The following is an 18,220-nucleotide window of genomic DNA, read 5'->3' on the forward strand; positions in this document are numbered from 1 at the left end:
GTCAGTCATTTCAGAACCTGACGTCAGTAAATCGGTTTTTTCTGTGAAGATTTTTTGCTCTCCAGTGCTAGGGTTGAATATGGGTAGCACCTGCGGTTACGTCCCGATGACTGAATATGTCGCCGCATCGCAAGTATCTCGGGCATGCCTCTCGTTAAGCTGCATCCAGGATAGCTATCTCTAAAGACACAGCCCGCTGATCGGGCAGTCGTTTTTGTAGATACCCCTCCCGGAATGTGAATGTGACCCCCGGGTCGCGGCCAGCTTCACTTCCCTGTCATGCTGAGCATTGAGGGCGGTTGCCACACCAAACCTTGCTCAGCATGGGCAACTCCCCCTACGGGAATAGCACGCGACGCGTCTCTCAATAACAAGCCCAAGCGGAGTACCACAGATGGCGTTCTTCACCGCAGCCAGCAAGGCCGACTTCCAGCATCAACTGCAAGCGGCACTGGCGCAGCACATCAGTGAACAGGCACTGCCACAAGTGGCGCTGTTCGCCGAGCAATTCTTCGGCATCATTTCTCTGGATGAACTCACTCAACGTCGCATGTCCGACCTTGCCGGCTGTACGCTGTCGGCCTGGCGCCTGCTCGAACGTTTTGACCCGGGCCAACCTCAAGTGCGGGTCTACAACCCGGATTACGAACGCCACGGCTGGCAATCGACGCACACTGCCGTCGAAGTGCTGCATCACGATCTGCCGTTTCTGGTGGACTCGGTACGCACCGAGCTCAACCGACGCGGTTACAGCATTCACACGCTGCAAACCACTGTGCTGAGCGTTCGTCGGGGCAGTAAGGGCGAGTTGCTGGAAATCCTGCCAAAGGGTACGCAGGGCGAGGGTGTTTCCCAAGAGTCGCTGATGTATCTGGAGATTGATCGCTGCTCCAATACCGCTGAATTGAATGTGCTGAGCAAGGAACTGGAACAGGTTCTGGGTGAAGTGCGTATTGCTGTGGCTGACTTTGAGCCAATGAAGGCCAAGGTTCAGGAGTTGCTGGCGAGCATCGACAGTTGCCAGTACGCCGTTGCGGCTGATGAGAAAGCCGAGATCAAGAGTTTTCTGGAATGGCTGGTGGGCAACCACTTCACGTTCCTGGGCTACGAAGAGTTCGTGGTGCGCGATGAAGCGGACGGTGGCCATATCGAATATGACCCGGCTTCTTTCCTCGGTCTTACCAAGCTGCTGCGCGCCGGGCTGACCCCCGAAGACCTGCGCATCGAAGACTATGCCGTCAGTTACCTGCGTGAACCGACCTTGTTGTCGTTCGCCAAGGCGGCCCATCCAAGCCGTGTGCACCGTCCTGCTTACCCGGATTATGTGTCGATCCGCCAGATCGATGCTGACGGCAAGGTGTTGAAAGAATGCCGCTTCATGGGCCTTTACACCTCGTCGGTGTATGGCGAGAGCGTGCGTGAAATTCCGTACATCCGCCGCAAAGTGGCTGAAATTGAACGCCGCTCCGGCTTCCAGCCCAAGGCGCACCTGGGCAAGGAACTGGCGCAGGTGGTGGAAGTGCTGCCCCGCGATGACCTGTTCCAGACCCCGGTCGACGAACTGTTCAGTACCGTGATGTCGATTGTGCAAATTCAGGAGCGCAACAAGATTCGCGTGTTCCTGCGCAAAGATCCGTACGGACGTTTCTGCTATTGCCTGGCGTATGTGCCGCGCGATGTCTACTCCACCGAAGTACGGCAGAAAATCCAGCAAGTACTGATGGATCGCCTGCAAGCGTCGGACTGCGAGTTCTGGACATTCTTCTCGGAGTCTGTGCTGGCACGCGTTCAGTTGATCTTGCGGGTTGACCCGAAAAATCGCATCGATATCGACCCGTTACTGCTGGAAAAAGAAGTCATTCAGGCCTGCCGTAGCTGGCAAGACGATTACGCGAGCCTGGTGGTTGAAAGTTTCGGTGAGGCCAACGGCACCAAAGTACTGAGCGACTTCCCGAAAGGCTTCCCGGCGGGCTACCGCGAACGTTTTGCTGCGCACTCGGCCGTGGTCGACATGCAGCACCTGATGAGCCTGAACGAGCAAAACCCGCTGGTCATGAGCTTCTACCAGCCGCTGGGGCAGAGCGCCGGTCAGGAATTGCATTGCAAGCTTTATCACGCCGACACGCCGCTGGCCCTGTCGGATGTGTTGCCGATTCTGGAAAACCTCGGTTTGCGCGTGTTGGGTGAGTTTCCGTATCGCCTGCGCCACGCCAACGGTCGCGAGTTCTGGATCCACGATTTCGCCTTTACCGCGGGCGAAGGCTTGAACCTGGACATCCAGCAACTTAACGACACCCTGCAAGATGCGTTTGTGCACATCGTCAGTGGTGATGCAGAAAACGATGCGTTTAACCGTCTGGTGCTGACCGCCGGTCTGCCATGGCGCGATGTGGCGCTGCTACGTGCCTACGCCCGTTACTTGAAGCAAATCCGTCTGGGCTTCGATCTGGGCTACATCGCCAGTACGTTGAACAACCACACCGACATCGCCCGTGAATTGACCCGGTTGTTCAAGACGCGTTTTTACTTAGCGCGCAAGCTCACCGCTGAAGACCTTGAAGACAAGCAGCAACGCTTGGAACAGGCAATTTTGACGGCTCTGGACGATGTTCAGGTGCTCAATGAAGACCGCATCCTGCGCCGCTATCTGGACCTGATCAAAGCGACGTTGCGTACCAACTTCTACCAGCCGGATGCCAACGGGCAAAACCGTTCGTATTTCAGCTTCAAGTTCAATCCGCACCTGATTCCCGAGTTGCCAAAACCGGTGCCCAAGTTTGAAATATTCGTCTATTCGCCGCGAGTGGAAGGCGTGCATTTGCGCTTCGGCAACGTGGCGCGCGGCGGTTTGCGCTGGTCGGACCGAGAAGAGGACTTCCGCACTGAAGTGCTGGGGTTGGTCAAGGCCCAGCAGGTGAAGAACTCGGTCATCGTGCCGGTGGGTGCCAAGGGCGGTTTCGTTCCTCGTCGTTTGCCATTGGGCGGCGGCCGCGACGAGATTCAGGCGGAAGCGATTGCCTGCTACCGGATTTTTATTTCCGGTTTGCTGGACATCACCGACAACCTCAAGGACGGCGCACTGGTGCCGCCATTGAACGTCGTTCGTCACGATGAGGACGACCCGTACCTGGTGGTGGCTGCGGACAAAGGCACCGCGACCTTCTCCGACATCGCCAACGGCATCGCCATTGACTATGGCTTCTGGCTGGGTGACGCATTCGCCTCGGGCGGTTCGGCCGGTTATGACCACAAGAAGATGGGCATTACCGCCAAAGGCGCCTGGGTCGGTGTGCAGCGCCACTTCAAAGAGCGCGGGATCAACGTTCAGGAAGACAGCATCAGCGTAGTCGGTATCGGCGATATGGCCGGTGACGTATTCGGCAATGGTTTGTTGATGTCCGACAAGCTGCAACTGGTGGCTGCGTTCAACCACTTGCATATCTTTATCGATCCAAATCCGGAGCCTGCCAACAGCTTCGCGGAGCGCAAGCGCCTGTTCGACTTGCCGCGTTCGGCCTGGTCAGACTACGACACGAGCATCATGTCGGCCGGTGGCGGCATTTTCTCGCGTAGCGCAAAAAGCATCGCCATTTCCCCGGAAATGAAAGAGCGTTTTGCAATCACGGCTGACAAGCTGACCCCGACCGAGTTGCTTAACGCCTTGCTCAAGGCGCCGGTAGATCTGTTGTGGAACGGCGGCATCGGTACTTACGTCAAAGCCAGCAGTGAAAGTCATGCAGATGTTGGCGATAAGGCTAACGATGCACTGCGAGTCAACGGTAACGAGTTGCGCTGCAAGGTGGTGGGAGAGGGCGGCAACCTCGGCATGACGCAACTGGGGCGTGTGGAATTCGGCCTCAATGGCGGTGCGACCAACACCGACTTCATTGACAACGCCGGCGGTGTTGACTGCTCTGACCATGAAGTGAATATCAAGATCCTGCTCAACGAAGTGGTGCAGGCTGGTGATATGACCGAGAAGCAGCGTAACCAGCTGTTGGGCAGCATGACCGATGAAGTGGGCGCTTTGGTGCTGGGCAACAACTACAAGCAGACGCAGGCCATTTCGTTGGCGGCGCGCCGTGCTTATGAGCGAATTGCCGAGTACAAGCGCCTGATGAACGACCTAGAAGCGCGTGGCAAGTTGGACCGTGCCATCGAGTTCCTGCCGTCTGAAGAGCAGCTTAACGAGCGTGTGGCGGCAGGTCATGGCCTGACCCGTGCCGAGCTGTCGGTGCTGATTTCCTACAGCAAGATTGACCTCAAAGAGGCGCTGCTCAACTCCCAGGTGCCGGATGACGCGTACCTGACCCGCGACATGGAAACTGCGTTCCCGCCGATGCTGGTCAGCAAGTTCGCCGAAGCGATGCGTCGTCATCGCTTGAAGCGTGAAATCGTCAGCACGCAGATCGCCAACGATCTGGTCAACCACATGGGCATTACTTTTGTTGAGCGGCTCAAGGAGTCGACCGGCATGAGCGCAGCCAATGTGGCCGGTGCTTACGTGATCGTGCGTGACATTTTCCACCTCCCGCACTGGTTCCGTCAGATCGAGGCGCTGGACTATCAGGTGCCGGCCGAAATTCAGCTGGCCTTGATGGATGAACTGATGCGTCTGGGACGTCGCGCCACGCGCTGGTTCCTGCGCAGCCGCCGCAATGAGCTGGACGCCGCGCGGGATGTGGCGCACTTCGGTCCGCATCTGGCGGCATTGGGCCTCAAGCTCGACGAACTGCTGGAAGGCCCGACCCGTGAAGGCTGGCAAACGCGCTACCAGGCGTATGTCGAGGCGGGTGTGCCGGAGTTGCTGGCACGCATGGTGGCGGGCACAACGCACTTGTATACCTTGCTGCCCATCATTGAAGCCTCGGATGTGACCGGGCAGAACGCGGTGGACGTGGCCAAGGCGTATTTCGCTGTAGGCAGTGCGCTGGACCTGACCTGGTATTTGCAGCAAATCAGCAACCTGCCGGTGGAAAACAACTGGCAGGCGCTGGCCCGTGAAGCCTTCCGCGACGATATCGACTGGCAGCAGCGGGCGATCACGGTCTCGGTCCTGCAAATGACCGATGCCGGGGAGAGCATCGAGGCGCGTCTGGCGCTGTGGCTGGAACAGAACCAGGCCATGGTTGAACGCTGGCGCGCCATGCTGGTGGATTTGCGTGCCGCAACGGGTAATGACTATGCGATGTATGCCGTCGCTAACCGTGAATTGCTGGACTTGGCCATGAGTGGTCAAACCGCGATCTGAGGGTCAGCGCGGTAAAAAAAAGCCCCGGCTCATTTGAGTCGGGGCTTTTTTATTTTCTTTTAGGGGCGGCGACCGTTTAGATGCCAATGTTGCCGAGTGTCTGGACAATATTGCGCAATGTGCCGGCCAGGGCCGGGTGTTCCACCTCAAAGCGTTCTACAGCCAGATTAACGCTGTCTGCGAGGCTGTTGTCTTGCGTGGCTGTCTCAAGTTTGATTTGAGCATCGATTTTCTGCGCCAGGTCATCCAGCTCTTCCCGTTCCTTTAAAGACAAGGGCGAATTTTGGTCCAGTTGCGCGCGCAGGGTGTCGAGTTGTTTTTGCAGTTCGCGAGCAGGCATAACGTTCATCCTTTATTGAGAGGCTGTGAGATAGACCTTCGCAATGAACAAAAGGTCGATCAAGCGGGCCTTTAGAGTAATCCACTCATGTTGAATTGGCATGATCCATCTCATTTTTGTGAAAAGTCATGCGTTCTGCCACCTGCCGCACCCAGGCATCAGGCGTTAATCGTGATGACTTGAGCCCGCCGGGCGTGAATAGATTGCATGTTGTGTATTTAAGGGGGCTGCCTGTTTGACATTTCTCGTTATACTAACGCCCAAAACCAGGGCATAGCGCCCGAGTGTAAGTGCTGCTTAGGAGTTTTTTGCTATGCGCTGGAATGATCGTTTGGCTCAATTGTGTCTGTGTGCAGGTGTGGCAATGCTGCCATTTACCGCTCACGCGGCTACCGAAGATGACCCATGGGAAGGCGTTAACCGTGTCATTTTCAAGTTCAACGACACGATTGATACCTATGCCTTGAAGCCAATTGCTCAGGGCTACCAGTACATCACGCCTCAGTTCCTTGAGGACGGCATTCACAACATGTACCGCAACATCGGTGACGTGCGTAACCTGGCCAACGATGTGTTGCAGGCCAAGCCACACGCAGCGGGCGTGGACACGGCACGTGTGTTGATGAACACCATCATCGGCGTGGGTGGCTTCTTTGATGTAGGCACCAAAATGGGCCTGCAGCGCAACGAAGAAGACTTCGGTCAGACGCTGGGTCGCTGGGGGGTTCCAAGTGGTCCCTACGTGGTGCTGCCGTTGCTTGGCCCAAGCACCGTACGTGATGCGGTCGCTATCTACCCGGACACTTACGCCGCTCCCTACCGTTACATGAATGACATCCCGGCGCGCAACATGGCGATCGGCATGGACGTGATCGATACCCGCGCTAGCTTGCTCTCGGCGGAAAAGCTGATCACGGGCGATAAGTATGTGTTTATCCGCAATGCTTACCTGCAAAACCGCGAGTTCAAGGTTAAGGATGGTCAGGTAGAAGACGATTTTTAAACCGTTTGCTACCGCTTGCGCAAAAGAGCCCTTCGGGGCTCTTTTTTGTTTTCAGGGCGTTTATGAGCACGAATCAAACGTGACCGACCATGCTTTTAGTCAGCTCGGCGCAGGTTCTTATAACTGTGGGGAATTTCTCTTATGAAGCTCCGTCCCCCAGCTTCGGGCCGAGCTTGAAACCCCCCGCGGATGGGAGTACCGTCTGCGCCTTACGCGAGCACCTTTGTAGAACTGAGCAATACTGAATACCAGTTCCAGGTGTTTCAAAGTACATTCAGTCGTTGAACCCGCTCAGTGCGTGTTTAATGCCAACCTAATTCTGGCGCCATTTGCCCACATGCAAAAAACCAGTGCCACGCTGCTGATCATTGATGACGACGACGTCGTACGCGCCAGTCTGGCGGCTTATCTGGAAGACAGCGGATTCAGCGTTCTCCAGGCCAGTAATGGCTTGCAGGGACTTCAGGTGTTCGAGAGCGAACGGCCCGATTTGGTCATCTGTGATTTGCGCATGCCGCAAATGGGTGGCCTTGAGCTGATTCGCCAAGTGACACTTCAGTCTCCCGTGACTCCGGTGATCGTTATTTCGGGCGCAGGGGTCATGAGTGACGTGGTCGAGGCGTTACGCTTGGGCGCTGCCGACTACCTGATCAAGCCTCTCGAAGACTTGGCAGTGCTTGAGCATTCTGTTCATCGCGCCCTTGATCGTGCGCGTTTGTTAGTAGAAAACCAGCGTTACCGTGAGAAGCTCGAATCCGCCAATCGCGAGTTAGAGGCCAGTCTGCACTTGTTGCAGGAGGATCAGAATGCAGGCCGACAGGTGCAGATGAATATGCTGCCCGTCAGTCCCTGGTCCATTGATGCGTTTGATTTTGCGCACCAGATCATTCCGTCCTTGTATTTGTCGGGCGACTTTGTTGATTACTTCAGGGTGGACGAGCGCCGCGTGGCGTTTTACTTGGCTGACGTTTCAGGTCATGGGGCGTCTTCGGCTTTCGTGACGGTCCTGCTCAAATTCATGACCACGCGCTTGCTGTTTGAATCCAGGCGTAGCGGTACACTGCCTGAGTTCAAACCTTCGGAGGTGCTGGGGCATATCAACCGTGGTCTGATCAACTGCAAGCTTGGCAAGCATGTGACCATGGTCGGCGGGGTCATCGATGAAGAGAGCGGCCTGCTGACCTACAGCATTGGCGGGCATCTGCCCTTGCCGGTTTTGTACACGCCTGACAGTGTCAGTTATCTGGAAGGCCGCGGTTTACCGGTAGGCTTGTTCAATGAAGCCACCTATGAAGATCACACGCTCAAGCTGCCTGACAGATTCAGCCTGACGCTGATGTCTGACGGAATTTTGGATCTTTTGACTGAGCAGACGCTCAAAGAAAAAGAAGCTGCCTTGCCACAATTGGTGAAAGCAGCGGGTGGCAGCCTGGAAGGTCTGCGCCAAGTGTTTGGTTTAGCTACGCTCGGGGAGATGCCGGATGATATCGCCTTGTTGGTGTTAAGCAGGAATCTGAAATGAGTACCGGTAGAATTCAGTTCGCCGAACAGGATGGCACTTTCGTCCTGAAGTTTGTAGGTGAAGTGCGCCTGACCTTGTGTTCGGCACTGGATGCAACGATTGAGAAAATTTTCACGGCGTTGAACTTTTCCGCCATCGTGATCGATCTGACCGAAACGCGCAGCATTGATAGCACTACGCTGGGGCTGCTGGCGAAATTGTCGATCCTTTCCCGGCAGAAAGTCGGCTTGTTGCCCACTGTCGTGACTACCCACGAAGACATTACCCGTCTGTTGCAATCCATGGGCTTTGATCAGGTTTTCAATATCGTGGGCACGCCCTTGCCCTGTCCTGAGTGCCTGACAGATCTGCCTTCACAGGATCAGTCGGAAGAAATCGTACGGGTCAAAGTGCTGGAGGCGCATAAAATCCTCATGAGCCTTAATGACTCCAATCATGAAGCTTTCCATGATCTGGTGAATGCGCTCGAGCGCAGCTGAATCAACCGTACGAACAAAGGAGCCATCCTGTAGCGGGGTGGCTCCTTTTTCGTCGTGGCGTTAGCGTCCTTCCAGCAGCTCCCCGGCTTGATCCAGCAGTGCCAGCGGATCCTCGGCCTTATGAATATCCACTGAGAGCAACTGGCGAAAGCGTCGAGCCCCCGGGAAACCTTGCCCAAGCCCCAGGATATGCCGGGTAACGTGATGCATAGCTCCCCCTGCAGCCAAATGCTGCGCAATATAAGGCCGCAACAACGCTAATGCCTCAGCGCGGGTAACGATTGGCGCCTCACTACCAAATAACTGCTGATCGACACCGGCAAGAATATAGGGGTTGTGATAAGCCTCGCGCCCCAGCATTACGCCATCAAAAACCTGCAAATGCTCTTGGCATTGCTCAAGCGTTTTTATCCCGCCATTAAGAATGATTTCGAGGTCAGGGAAGTCTGACTTCAGCTGTGCTGCGACGTCGTAGCGCAAGGGAGGGATATCCCGATTTTCCTTGGGTGACAGCCCTTCAAGAATCGCGATTCGAGCGTGTACCGTAAAACTTTCGCATCCCGCATCGTTCACCGTCCCGACAAAATCACACAGCTGAGCATAACTGTCGCGCCCATTAATACCGATGCGGTGCTTGACCGTCACGGGAATAGACACCGCATCGCGCATGGCTTTGACGCAATCAGCCACCAGCGCGGGATGTGCCATCAAGCATGCGCCAATCATATTATTTTGCACCCGATCACTCGGGCAGCCGACATTTAAGTTCACTTCATCGTAACCGGCGTCTTGCGCCAGACGTGCGCATGCTGCCAGATCGGCAGCCGTGCTTCCCCCCAGTTGCAATGCCAGCGGATGCTCGGACACGTCATGCCGGAGAAAACGCTCAGCATCGCCGTGTAACAGTGCACCGGTAGTGACCATTTCAGTGTAGAGCAGGGCGTTTTTGGAAAGCAGTCGCAAGAAGAAGCGGCAATGACGATCAGTCCAATCCATCATAGGGGCCACGCTAAAGCGTCTGGACACCGCAGAGCCTGTGTTTACGTGGGGTGTAGCTGATTTCTGTACCATTTTGCTCTACGTGTTTTAAGCGTGTTTTAGGGGGTTTTAGGGCGTTTTTCGAAGGTCGCTGGTACAATGTACCATCTCATTTTCGAATTGTACCAGTTGACTATGGCCACGATCAGAGTACGCAAACGCACCAACGGCAGCAGCAGTTACACGGCACAAATACGCCTGATCCGTGATGGGGCGCAAGTTTACCAAGAGAGCCAGACATTCACCCGCAAACAGACGGCTCAAGCGTGGATTCGAAAGCGTGAAGCTGAACTTGACCAACCCGGCGCGATTGAGCGGGCAAACCGCGAAGGCGTTACGGTCAAGGAAATGATCGAGCGCTACGTGCTCGAAATGGAAAAAGCCCGTGCACTGGGAAAAACCAAGCTGGCCACGCTCAAAGCGATCAGCGAATCCTACTTGGGCCAGATAAATGACCAGGACTTGAACTGCCAGATACTGGTCGAGTATGCGGTCTGGCGAATGGGACCAGAAGGCGGCGGTGTGCTGCCGCAGACAGCCGGTAATGATTTGGCGCACTTGGGCGCCGTTCTATCCATCGCCCGCCCTGCATGGGGCTATCAGGTTGATCCTCACGCAATGGGTGATGCCCGCAAGGTATTGCGCAAGCTGGGTTACAACATGCGCAGCCGTGAACGCGACAGACGCCCGACACTCGATGAGCTGGACAAGCTGCTGACACACTTCCAAGGCATCCTTGCCTACCGTCCCAGTTCAATCAACATGCTCAAGATGACCGCGTTCGCGATGTTCTCCACGCGCCGCCAAGAAGAGATCACCCGTATCAAGTGGTCTGACCTGGACGAAGAGGGCAACCGTGTCCTGGTGCGGGACATGAAAAATCCCGGGCAGAAACTTGGCAACGACGTTTGGTGCCATTTGCCACCCGAAGCAATGGCCATCATTAAGACAATGCCCAAAGCAGTAGAGGAAATATTCCCCTACAACGCTGAGTCCATATCCGCATCCTGGACACGCGCCTGCAAGTTTTTGGGGATCGAGGACCTGCATTTTCACGACCTGAGGCACGAAGGCGTCAGCCGACTGTTTGAAATGGACTGGGACATTCCCAGGGTCGCCAGCGTATCGGGGCACCGGGACTGGAATTCAATGCGCCGTTACACGCATTTGCGGGGAAGGGGTGACGCCTATGCAGGCTGGCAGTGGCTGGATGTTGTCCTGAAGGCGCCCGTAAATTTGGGCGCCCGGACCTTGAAGTGAGTTAACTGCTACGCGGTGCGCTGTTGAGCTGGTGACTCTCCTTCATCGCGGCAGCGCGCTGGCCGTCCAGATACTCGGACAAATCCGAGATGTGCACACCCTTGGCACTTTTCTGGCTGGCTTCCATCCGTGTGATCGGGATTTTTATCAAACCTGCCATTACCTTGCGTTCAAACATACTGGTGGTCAGGTGGGTGAAGTAGTCCTTGCACAACCTGTCCAGGGGGATCACCACCTGCCCGTTGTATTGGGCCATCAGGACAAAGAGAGTTTTCAATGCTTGGCTTCCAATTCAGTAATTCGGTCTAGCAGTTGGGCAATGACCCTGTTTTTTTGGTCGAGAACTAACTCCAAGGCGAGTGAGCGCTCCAGTCGATTGATTATTTCGCCATTCATACTGCGTTGATTTCTCGACGCGATAGCTGCGATTTCCGGGCGTAAGCCATCGGGCAAACGGATCACAAACTTGTCCTGTACGCGAGAGTCATTCATTGGTTCGCTCCTGTGACGATAGATCTGGCCAGCAACTGTGCAACCAGTGCGGCATCGCGCTCTGATAACTCACCCAAGGTTTGGGCCATAGTGCTCAAGCTCTCCAGCCGCACCCGTGCCTCAGGCGATTTGTGCACCAGGTAACCGATCATCGCGGCGCCGATAATGGCGGTGGCCACAAGGTGCCTGGCTGGTGTGGTAGCCTTCACTTCGCTGCTGCTTTGGTTTTTCACTTTCATGGTGTGCTCCTTAGTAGTGGTTGGTGTCGGGGAGGGCCAACTCCTCGACACCTCTTCATTTTCTGGCTTATGCCAGCCTCACTTGCTTAATACGGTACAAATTCAGCACAAACGCAGTACTTCACCGCTCTCAACGCACTGGTGTGTTGTGTATTGCTGAGGCCGAGTATCAGGTTGAGCACGTCAATTAAAGCCATGAGTTGCCCGCCGTTTTTGGCAGCTCGCGCACTCAGCTGATCTGCGTGCTCCTTAAGCAAGGCGGCGGTGTAAGTAGGGGCGAGCTTGTTGATGTCGTTGAGCAATTTGGTTGTGTTGCGGGTGATAGCCAGATCGAAAATGCCCGCTTGCTCGGCGCTCAGTTGAAGCAGACTTTCGGCCTGTCGGGGGTTGGCGTGATGTGATTTATTCAAAACGATGCGGGCGAGCCTGGTTTCTACTGCCTCGCTGTATTCGACGGGTTGGTTCGCGCAGATCACCAGCGCGCCTTTGAACGTGTGTTCAACACTTTCAGCGGTGTTCCCGGAATGGATGTAAAAACTAGCGGTGTTGTAAAGCGCCTTTAGTTCATCCCAGTCGAACTCGCTTTCTGTTGGCGCTGTGGGTTCATAGATAACCACTCGGTTGGCTGGATTTGTGATGGTTCTGATGCGTGCTGCACGTGTAGTTCGTACTGGGTCGTGATGCGATACCGACTGCGGGCCAGTCAGTTTCGACAAGTACTCCAGCAAAAACGTCTTGCCGCTTCCTGCTTCACCGCAGATATGCAGAAAAGGGAAGCTCCACTGTTCTTCACGGATGGACTCAGCCAATTGCCCGCCGAGCCACCAAGCCATTGCGATAACCCCTCTGTCACCTAAAAGCGCATAAAAGTCGTCAAAACGGATTGCCTGTTTCAGTTCGTTCTGCATGGTGTTGCTCCTGTAGGTACAGCGGTTTAAGCACTCTGAAAAATCCAGCAGCGCACGGTTTTAGGTTTGTCGAACAAGGGGTTTGCCGCCGACTGCGCTGCCCGGATAACGCTGTAGGTCGGTTTGTTGGTTTCCAGCAGCTTGCGGCTGCGGCAGTCGCCCAGCAGGGTGCGCAAGGTTTTGAGGTCAGCCAGGTTCTGGCGGTGCTCGCTGGCCTTTTCGGCAAATTCGTTGAGGTTGATCGCAATCAGCTTTGTATCGTTGCTGTGGTTGACCTGCGGGCCTTCGCCCAGGCTTTCGAGGTAGTCGTAGACTTCCCAGAACTCGGCCACCAGCGGGTGATCGGCGCTGATCGCCGATTGGCGCTCAAGGGCCATCGTCACCAGTTGCTGTTGAGTGGTTGCCAGTTGGTTTTCATCCAGCGGGCAAACCAGGCGCAGGCAATCAAGCAGGGCCAGCATCTGGCTGTGGTTTTTGATGATTCGCTCAACGCGGATTTCTTTGAGTTTGCGCAGGCGTTCTTCGTGGACGATCACGCGCTCGGCAAACTTGGCCATCACCTGTGGCTCTGCTCGCACGGCTTTTAACAGGAAGTGGCTTAGCAGCTCGACCGGGATCTGATTCAAGTTGTCAGCGGCAATGCGGCTCTCTGTGGTCACCGCAGGGCGTGCAAAGTGCAGTTTGACGATACGGGTCAAGATCGCTTCGGAGGCGCTGACAGCAGCGTTTTGGCTGATGGCAATGGTGGCGCGAAACGGTGGTTCATAAGTCTCGTTGCCACTGGTTTTCATGCCTTTCGTGCCCAAGGTGCCGCCGCCGAAAAATTCCTTCAGTTCGTCCCAATCAAAACCCTTGGCGTGCAGCTTGTCCGGCTCGTTGCGGTCACCTTCGATCAGCACCACCGGCATGCTGGACACTTGGCCCATCGCCCGTTGCCGGCCTGCTCGGGTGGATTTGGACGGGTCGAAACCTTCCTTCTCCTGTCCCAGCAGCTTCCACAGGAACGTGAGCAGCGTGGTTTTACCGGCGCCGGCTTCACCGGTGGCTTCCAGAAACGGAAAGGATTTGTACTGCGCCCGGATTTGCTCTGCGAACAGTGAGCCAAACCAGAAGGTCAGCGCGACCACACCATTTGCCCCGAAACACGTCCAGAGCATGGGGAGCCAGTCTTCGCGGTATTCCTTGGCGTCCCGCTGGATGTGCATCGGGTTGGATTTTTGCAGCGTCTTCAAACGCAGCTTGCCGAACTCAAAGTAGTCCTCTTTGTTGACCTCGCTGAGCACGCCGTTGCGCACGGCGATGTCGCCGAACACATAGCTGCCGTGCTGTTTGCTGTAACCGATAAAATCGATGGTTTCGACAGTTTTCAGGCCAAACAGCTGGTCTTTCATGATCTTGTCGAGGTGTTGGCCACTGCCGGTGAAGACTGCGCCGGCAGCCATCCCCAGCAGGCGCTTTTTAAACTCGCTGGCTGCTGCGACCTGACCACCTGTGAAGGTATTTTTGACGCTGCCGCCGTCATGCGGGAAGTCGATGCGGAAGTAGTACCAGGACTCGTCCGTCACTTCGTTGCGCTGGAAATACAACGCTTGTGGGTAGCAGTTGGCGATTTCCACCACACCGCCACATTGGTGCAAGGCCTTGTCGCGGCGCTGTTTATCGGTGAGTACCTGGTCTTCTTGGCGCTCAGAAGAGTCGAGGGTCTGCATGGCCTTATCGAATTTCAATAAATCCATCTTGAACCAATACAGGCGGCTGTCGAATCCGAAGTGGAACTCGTGCCGTTCGCGCCATTCGTACATCAGCACGCCTTTCTCAGCAGCGCTTTGCGCAATCAATAGAGCACCGTGATACCGGGCTGCTTTCAGGTCTTGGGCTATGCGGTCTGCGCGTTTATCAAGGTCGTCGATCACGATCCAGCGCTGGTGCAGGTCATTCCAGTCGTGCTTACGGCTGTCCTGCTGCGGGATTTGCGCGGCTTCGCACACATAGCCAAGATCGCGGGCCATACGTACCCAGCGCTTGGTGTAGCGGTGCGCGCCTGGTTCGTTGTCCAGTGCCCAAATTAGCTTGGGCAACTTGCCGCCGCGTTGCCGTGATAACTCTTTCAGGGACGCTTCGGGGAAGGCGTTAGATGACATGGCAGAAACCGCAGCGATGTCGTGGTGTACCAGGGCAATGGCATCGAAAATGCCTTCGACAATCCACAGCTCTTTGACTTCAAGCAGATCGATGCACGGCGGGCACCACCACACACCCTTGTAGCTTTCGCCTTGTTTAAAGCGGGCTTTCTGCTTGCCGAAGCGGTGAGGGCGGTCGATCAGGCGTTCCCAGTAGCCCCCTTTTTCAAGGGCGAAACGGACCGTCGCGCTGCCCGCGTTGTGTTGGGCCGAGTAAAAGGAGTCCTGGGTAAACCAGCCCTGAATCAGCTCAAAACGAAAGCCGCGGGCAAACTCCAGATAGGCGCGGGCAGTTGCATTGGGATGCTGGTCGGTTGAAGGCGCACGGTTAGTCCAGTCGTCAAACAAGTCCTCATACAGTTCTTTGACGTGCCAGCTTTGCGCGCATTTGCCTTCCCTGCCGCAAATGATCAACCACGGGTTTTTGTGGTGGGTGTACAGCTCTTTTTTACCGCATGCCGGGCAGCGACCGCCACGCATAAAGTGGGTGCCTGAGCGGTGTTTAAGATCGTAGTCGCTCTCAAGTCGCTTGAGCACTTCGACGCGCAGTTCATGTTCCATATTCATCGGGATTACTTCACTGCTCTGAGGCTGTGTGTGAGCGCGCCCAGCAGGCGCTTTTGGGCGGCCATCACCGGCATGGCGTTGAGAATGGAGCCATGACGCATGCCTTCGGGTATCAGGCGGAACTGGTCGGCGTACCAGGCTTCGTTCAGCGCCTGGCTATAGCGTCCACGCAGTTCAGCAAGCAGCAGCTCAGCCTCTTGCTGGGTCAGTTCGGCGCTGATTTCGACCGGCTGTTTCATGGTCCACCTCAAATTTTGGGCGTAGCTCACCCAAACCCATTGCAAACAGGTCTGGAGAAGGGTGGTTAAGGGTTAGTGTGTAACGAGGCGCAGCCGACGATTGCCCGCTACGTTGATGATGCGTTCGTAAATCAGATTGACCGGAACCGCCCACGTCAGGCCGCTGGATGGGTCAGTCACCACGGCGACAGTGGTAGAACTGGCCTTAACATCCAGTTGGTGGCGGTTAATGCTGCACTTCAATTCGCCACAAGCTCGCGTAACCAGCTTTTCAGCCATGTGCAGTGGTACCTCAAGACTGCCGGTCAAGTGCTGCACGGCACGGCTAAATAGCAACTGATCATTGCCCAGGTGCTCGGCTTGATGGCGTTGCAAAAAGAACAGTGCTGCCAACTGCATGCTGGTCTCATATTCCTGATGCTCGGTGTGGGTTGCCGTATTCATATCGCACGCTCCATTTCCAGTTGGTCCAGCAGGTCGGGGTGATCGGTTGAAGTCGTCATCGCTGCACGGCGTAGAGCGACATTGGCAATCGGCAGCTTGACCGAGGGATTCGCCATGCCGCTGGGGCTCATCTCGTGGGTCATTTCAAATTCAGCGCGCACCGACCAACCACAGGCTTCGTTAGTGCATTGCAGGTATGCGACGCGCAGAAAAATGTGCGTCCCTTCGCTGGTGCGGATTCGCATGCGGGACAGGCAGTGAGGGCAAACCAGCTTGTAGGTGCTCATGACGCGGCTCCTGCCCTGTAGAGCTGGATAGTCGCGAGCACTTCGGCGTAACGGGCGGACATATAAAGGCTCAAGGCGTTGATGATGGCTTCAGCTTCGTGTTTCTCGATCACCCCATCGTCCAGTGCCTGAGCGATGATTTGATCGACACAGCCGCGCTTGGCGGCGGCTTTGACTGAGCGGCTGAATAAGTCGACGTTATCGAGCGTGCCCGGTGCTGCCAGCGGCACAAACATGCCGCCGTACATCGTGGCTACATAGCTGGGCAGGAAGGTCGTACCCGCTTGCTGCTCAAGCCTGAAAATGTGTTCATCCGTCAGCGGGCGGCTGCCGGCGTTTTCATAAGCCTGGTTATCAAACTTTTTGAGATTCATGCCGAGGTTGGCAGCGGCATACGCTCGGCCGCCGGGGTAACTGCAAATCACAGCACTCACTACGTCTTTTCGGGTGCCTAGAACTGGGCGTTTCATCTTCTGGTTTCTCCTTGGAGCCAGAGGCCCTAGTTTGTGATCACACCGTCTTTAATGCCGAGTAAAACGGCAGCCCGGTGTGCTTCGCCGCGGCGTCCTTTCTTTCGGCCATTTAATAGGTCGCTGACCATGTGACGGTTCAGTCCATGCTGGCGGCAGAACTCGGCAATGCTGATGCCATTGCGATCAAAGTTCTCGCGGGCTTGCTCGGTTGTCAGGATGGCGGGCATAGTGTTCATTCGTGTTCTTTCGTGTTCGTGTGCTGCCAATTATGCCCAAATATTTGGGCCTGTAAAGGTGAATGTTTGAAAAGTTGTGCATCTGGAGAATTCCAGGGTGTTAGCGCGGGCGAACGCTTGCGTGAAGAACGGATGCTTCTCGGCCTTAAACAAGACGAGTTTGCCCAGTTGGGTGGCGTCAATCGCAACACCCAAGGCAGCTATGAAAAAGGGGAACGAAACCCCGATACTGCTTATCTTTCGGCCGTGGCTGCGGCAGGGGTAGACGTCCTTTACGTATTGACCGGGGTTCGAGCAACGCGTGCCGTAGAAGGTCTGAGTTCGTCAGAAGAGCGACTGGTTAGTCTCTACAGGCAGCTAACCGAAGATGACCAAAAAGCTGTGCATCGAATTGTGGGGGCAATGGCTGAGGTGCCAGCGGGGCTTAGTCAGAAATAAAGGCCAATCTCGAAATTTGGGTTTTTTCCAACCCCCAGTAATGTCGATTCAGCAATGCACTTTTGGAGTTGAAGCATGCTGAATCGAACAGAAATGGAAACTGGTACAGGGGAGGATGGCGTCAACAGGGAATTAATGACCAAGGATGAACGGTTCTTGCTGATGGCATACCGAAGAATGTCAGTGCAGGATCAGCAAAAGATAATGCGCTTTGCTGAGGCGTTAGCGCTAAGCCATGATCCATATGAAGATGGATAAATAGCAATGTGGCCCTGCTGACGTGGCAGCTGTCAATTCGCCGACCAAGAAGGTCGGCGAATAAGCCGTAAGAATGATTGATTTGAAAGTGTGGACTGAGAACGTTATGGGCAAACATTTTGTAGCAAGGATTGTGGGTGGCGGGATCTTCTTAGTGGTGGCCAGTACTGCCTATGCCGATTCCTGCAACACTATTCTGTCTGCGCTCAAACAAGAGACTACACTCACCCAGACCAAACAGACCGAAGGTAAACAGACCACTGAGTTCGCCAGCGGCCCAAACGCTTCGTTGTCTGTTAGTTGCACCTTGAGCGCGCCTAACATCGCAGTCACATGGGACGGCCCAGATCCTGATGTTGCCTTCTACGATCTGGTCGGCGCTGCCGGCAACCTGGTAACACATCGTCCAGCAGCCGAAGTCGTGAAGTTTTCAAAGCAATGCCGCCAGGAAGCCCTGAAAGACAACACCGAGATCGCGACGATTGAGCGAAAGGGCATGGCCATCGAGTGTCAGGCATTCGAGCGTGATGGCGGCGGTACGACCATCACAGTCTTTGCTGAGTAAC

The 18,220-nt window shown here is 55.5% G+C and carries 20 protein-coding genes; 8 read left to right on the forward strand and 12 right to left on the reverse strand.

All coding sequences use genetic code 11. The features are described 5' to 3' along the window. Nucleotides 1-394 precede the first annotated feature (394 nt). Nucleotides 395-5,251, forward strand: coding sequence for an NAD-glutamate dehydrogenase (locus HBN68_RS13780; protein WP_169964769.1), 4,857 nt, complete (start codon nucleotides 395-397; stop codon nucleotides 5,249-5,251). A gap of 76 nt (nucleotides 5,252-5,327) precedes the next feature. Here HBN68_RS13780 and HBN68_RS13785 read toward each other — a convergent pair whose 3' ends face one another. After that, complete coding sequence (locus tag HBN68_RS13785) at nucleotides 5,328-5,591, reverse strand: DUF4404 family protein (RefSeq protein WP_094993970.1); 264 nt, start codon at nucleotides 5,589-5,591, stop codon at nucleotides 5,328-5,330. A 313-nt stretch (nucleotides 5,592-5,904) separates the two neighbouring features. Here HBN68_RS13785 and HBN68_RS13790 point away from each other — a divergent pair, with 313 nt between their 5' ends. The 3 genes from HBN68_RS13790 to rssC all read left to right on the forward strand — a co-directional run bounded on the left by HBN68_RS13790 (nucleotide 5,905) and on the right by rssC (nucleotide 8,595). Further along, nucleotides 5,905-6,594, forward strand: coding sequence for a VacJ family lipoprotein (locus HBN68_RS13790; RefSeq protein WP_169964772.1), 690 nt, complete (start codon nucleotides 5,905-5,907; stop codon nucleotides 6,592-6,594). Between the two features lie 337 nt (nucleotides 6,595-6,931). Continuing rightward, nucleotides 6,932-8,116, forward strand: coding sequence for a two-component system response regulator RssB (gene rssB, locus HBN68_RS13795; RefSeq protein ID WP_094993972.1), 1,185 nt, complete (start codon nucleotides 6,932-6,934; stop codon nucleotides 8,114-8,116). Further along, on the forward strand, nucleotides 8,113-8,595 hold the full coding sequence (rssC, locus tag HBN68_RS13800; RefSeq protein ID WP_094993973.1) for an anti-sigma factor antagonist RssC: 483 nt from the start codon (nucleotides 8,113-8,115) through the stop codon (nucleotides 8,593-8,595). The genes rssB and rssC overlap by 4 nt, the downstream gene beginning before the upstream one ends. A gap of 60 nt (nucleotides 8,596-8,655) precedes the next feature. Here rssC and dusA read toward each other — a convergent pair whose 3' ends face one another. After that, nucleotides 8,656-9,666, reverse strand: a complete 1,011-nt coding sequence (gene dusA, locus HBN68_RS13805; protein WP_169964774.1) for a tRNA dihydrouridine(20/20a) synthase DusA — start codon at nucleotides 9,664-9,666, stop codon at nucleotides 8,656-8,658. A 102-nt stretch (nucleotides 9,667-9,768) separates the two neighbouring features. Here dusA and HBN68_RS13810 point away from each other — a divergent pair, with 102 nt between their 5' ends. Then, entirely contained in the window at nucleotides 9,769-10,893 is a 1,125-nt protein-coding gene (locus tag HBN68_RS13810) for a site-specific integrase (RefSeq protein WP_169964776.1), read from the forward strand. A 1-nt stretch (nucleotide 10,894) separates the two neighbouring features. Here the strand turns inward: HBN68_RS13810 and HBN68_RS13815 are convergent, their stop codons facing one another. The 10 genes from HBN68_RS13815 to HBN68_RS13860 all read right to left on the reverse strand — a co-directional run bounded on the left by HBN68_RS13815 (nucleotide 10,895) and on the right by HBN68_RS13860 (nucleotide 16,949). Further along, the gene (locus tag HBN68_RS13815; protein WP_047294219.1) at nucleotides 10,895-11,170 is read right to left on the reverse strand and encodes a pyocin activator PrtN family protein; all 276 of its coding nucleotides are present in this window, start codon (nucleotides 11,168-11,170) and stop codon (nucleotides 10,895-10,897) included. Then, nucleotides 11,167-11,385, reverse strand: a complete 219-nt coding sequence (locus tag HBN68_RS22390; protein ID WP_169964778.1) for an Arc family DNA-binding protein — start codon at nucleotides 11,383-11,385, stop codon at nucleotides 11,167-11,169. Before HBN68_RS22390 ends, HBN68_RS13815 begins: the two co-directional genes overlap by 4 nt. Further along, nucleotides 11,382-11,624, reverse strand: a complete 243-nt coding sequence (locus HBN68_RS13825; protein ID WP_169964780.1) for a hypothetical protein — start codon at nucleotides 11,622-11,624, stop codon at nucleotides 11,382-11,384. Before HBN68_RS13825 ends, HBN68_RS22390 begins: the two co-directional genes overlap by 4 nt. Before the next feature lie 86 nt (nucleotides 11,625-11,710). Then, nucleotides 11,711-12,532, reverse strand: a complete 822-nt coding sequence (locus HBN68_RS13830; protein ID WP_169964782.1) for a hypothetical protein — start codon at nucleotides 12,530-12,532, stop codon at nucleotides 11,711-11,713. 26 nt (nucleotides 12,533-12,558) lie between these two features. Then, a complete protein-coding gene (locus tag HBN68_RS13835) occupies nucleotides 12,559-15,279 on the reverse strand; it encodes a toprim domain-containing protein (RefSeq protein ID WP_169964784.1) in 2,721 nt (906 codons plus the stop codon). 5 nt (nucleotides 15,280-15,284) lie between these two features. Continuing rightward, nucleotides 15,285-15,518 (reverse strand): hypothetical protein, encoded by a 234-nt coding sequence (locus tag HBN68_RS13840; RefSeq protein WP_169964786.1) that lies wholly within the window; start codon nucleotides 15,516-15,518, stop codon nucleotides 15,285-15,287. A gap of 72 nt (nucleotides 15,519-15,590) precedes the next feature. Further along, complete coding sequence (locus HBN68_RS13845) at nucleotides 15,591-15,962, reverse strand: hypothetical protein (protein WP_169964788.1); 372 nt, start codon at nucleotides 15,960-15,962, stop codon at nucleotides 15,591-15,593. Beyond that, on the reverse strand, nucleotides 15,959-16,249 hold the full coding sequence (locus HBN68_RS13850) for an ogr/Delta-like zinc finger family protein (RefSeq protein WP_169964790.1): 291 nt from the start codon (nucleotides 16,247-16,249) through the stop codon (nucleotides 15,959-15,961). Before HBN68_RS13850 ends, HBN68_RS13845 begins: the two co-directional genes overlap by 4 nt. Next, the gene (locus tag HBN68_RS13855; RefSeq protein ID WP_169964792.1) at nucleotides 16,246-16,719 is read right to left on the reverse strand and encodes a YmfL family putative regulatory protein; all 474 of its coding nucleotides are present in this window, start codon (nucleotides 16,717-16,719) and stop codon (nucleotides 16,246-16,248) included. Before HBN68_RS13855 ends, HBN68_RS13850 begins: the two co-directional genes overlap by 4 nt. A gap of 29 nt (nucleotides 16,720-16,748) precedes the next feature. After that, a complete protein-coding gene (locus HBN68_RS13860; RefSeq protein WP_169964794.1) occupies nucleotides 16,749-16,949 on the reverse strand; it encodes a DNA-binding protein in 201 nt (66 codons plus the stop codon). On the opposite strand from HBN68_RS13860, the gene HBN68_RS22030 reads away from it, so the two are divergent. From HBN68_RS22030 to HBN68_RS13875, 3 genes are all read left to right on the forward strand, one after another. Next, nucleotides 16,866-17,396 (forward strand): helix-turn-helix transcriptional regulator, encoded by a 531-nt coding sequence (locus HBN68_RS22030; RefSeq protein WP_169964796.1) that lies wholly within the window; start codon nucleotides 16,866-16,868, stop codon nucleotides 17,394-17,396. The genes HBN68_RS13860 and HBN68_RS22030 overlap by 84 nt on opposite strands. A 75-nt stretch (nucleotides 17,397-17,471) precedes the next feature. Beyond that, a complete protein-coding gene (locus tag HBN68_RS13870; protein WP_169964798.1) occupies nucleotides 17,472-17,654 on the forward strand; it encodes a hypothetical protein in 183 nt (60 codons plus the stop codon). A gap of 73 nt (nucleotides 17,655-17,727) precedes the next feature. Further along, the gene (locus tag HBN68_RS13875) at nucleotides 17,728-18,219 is read left to right on the forward strand and encodes a hypothetical protein (protein ID WP_169964800.1); all 492 of its coding nucleotides are present in this window, start codon (nucleotides 17,728-17,730) and stop codon (nucleotides 18,217-18,219) included. The last annotated feature ends 1 nt before the right edge of the window (nucleotide 18,220 follow it).

The organism is Pseudomonas sp. WS 5078, assembly GCF_012985745.1.
GTDB lineage: Bacteria > Pseudomonadota > Gammaproteobacteria > Pseudomonadales > Pseudomonadaceae > Aquipseudomonas > Aquipseudomonas lundensis_A.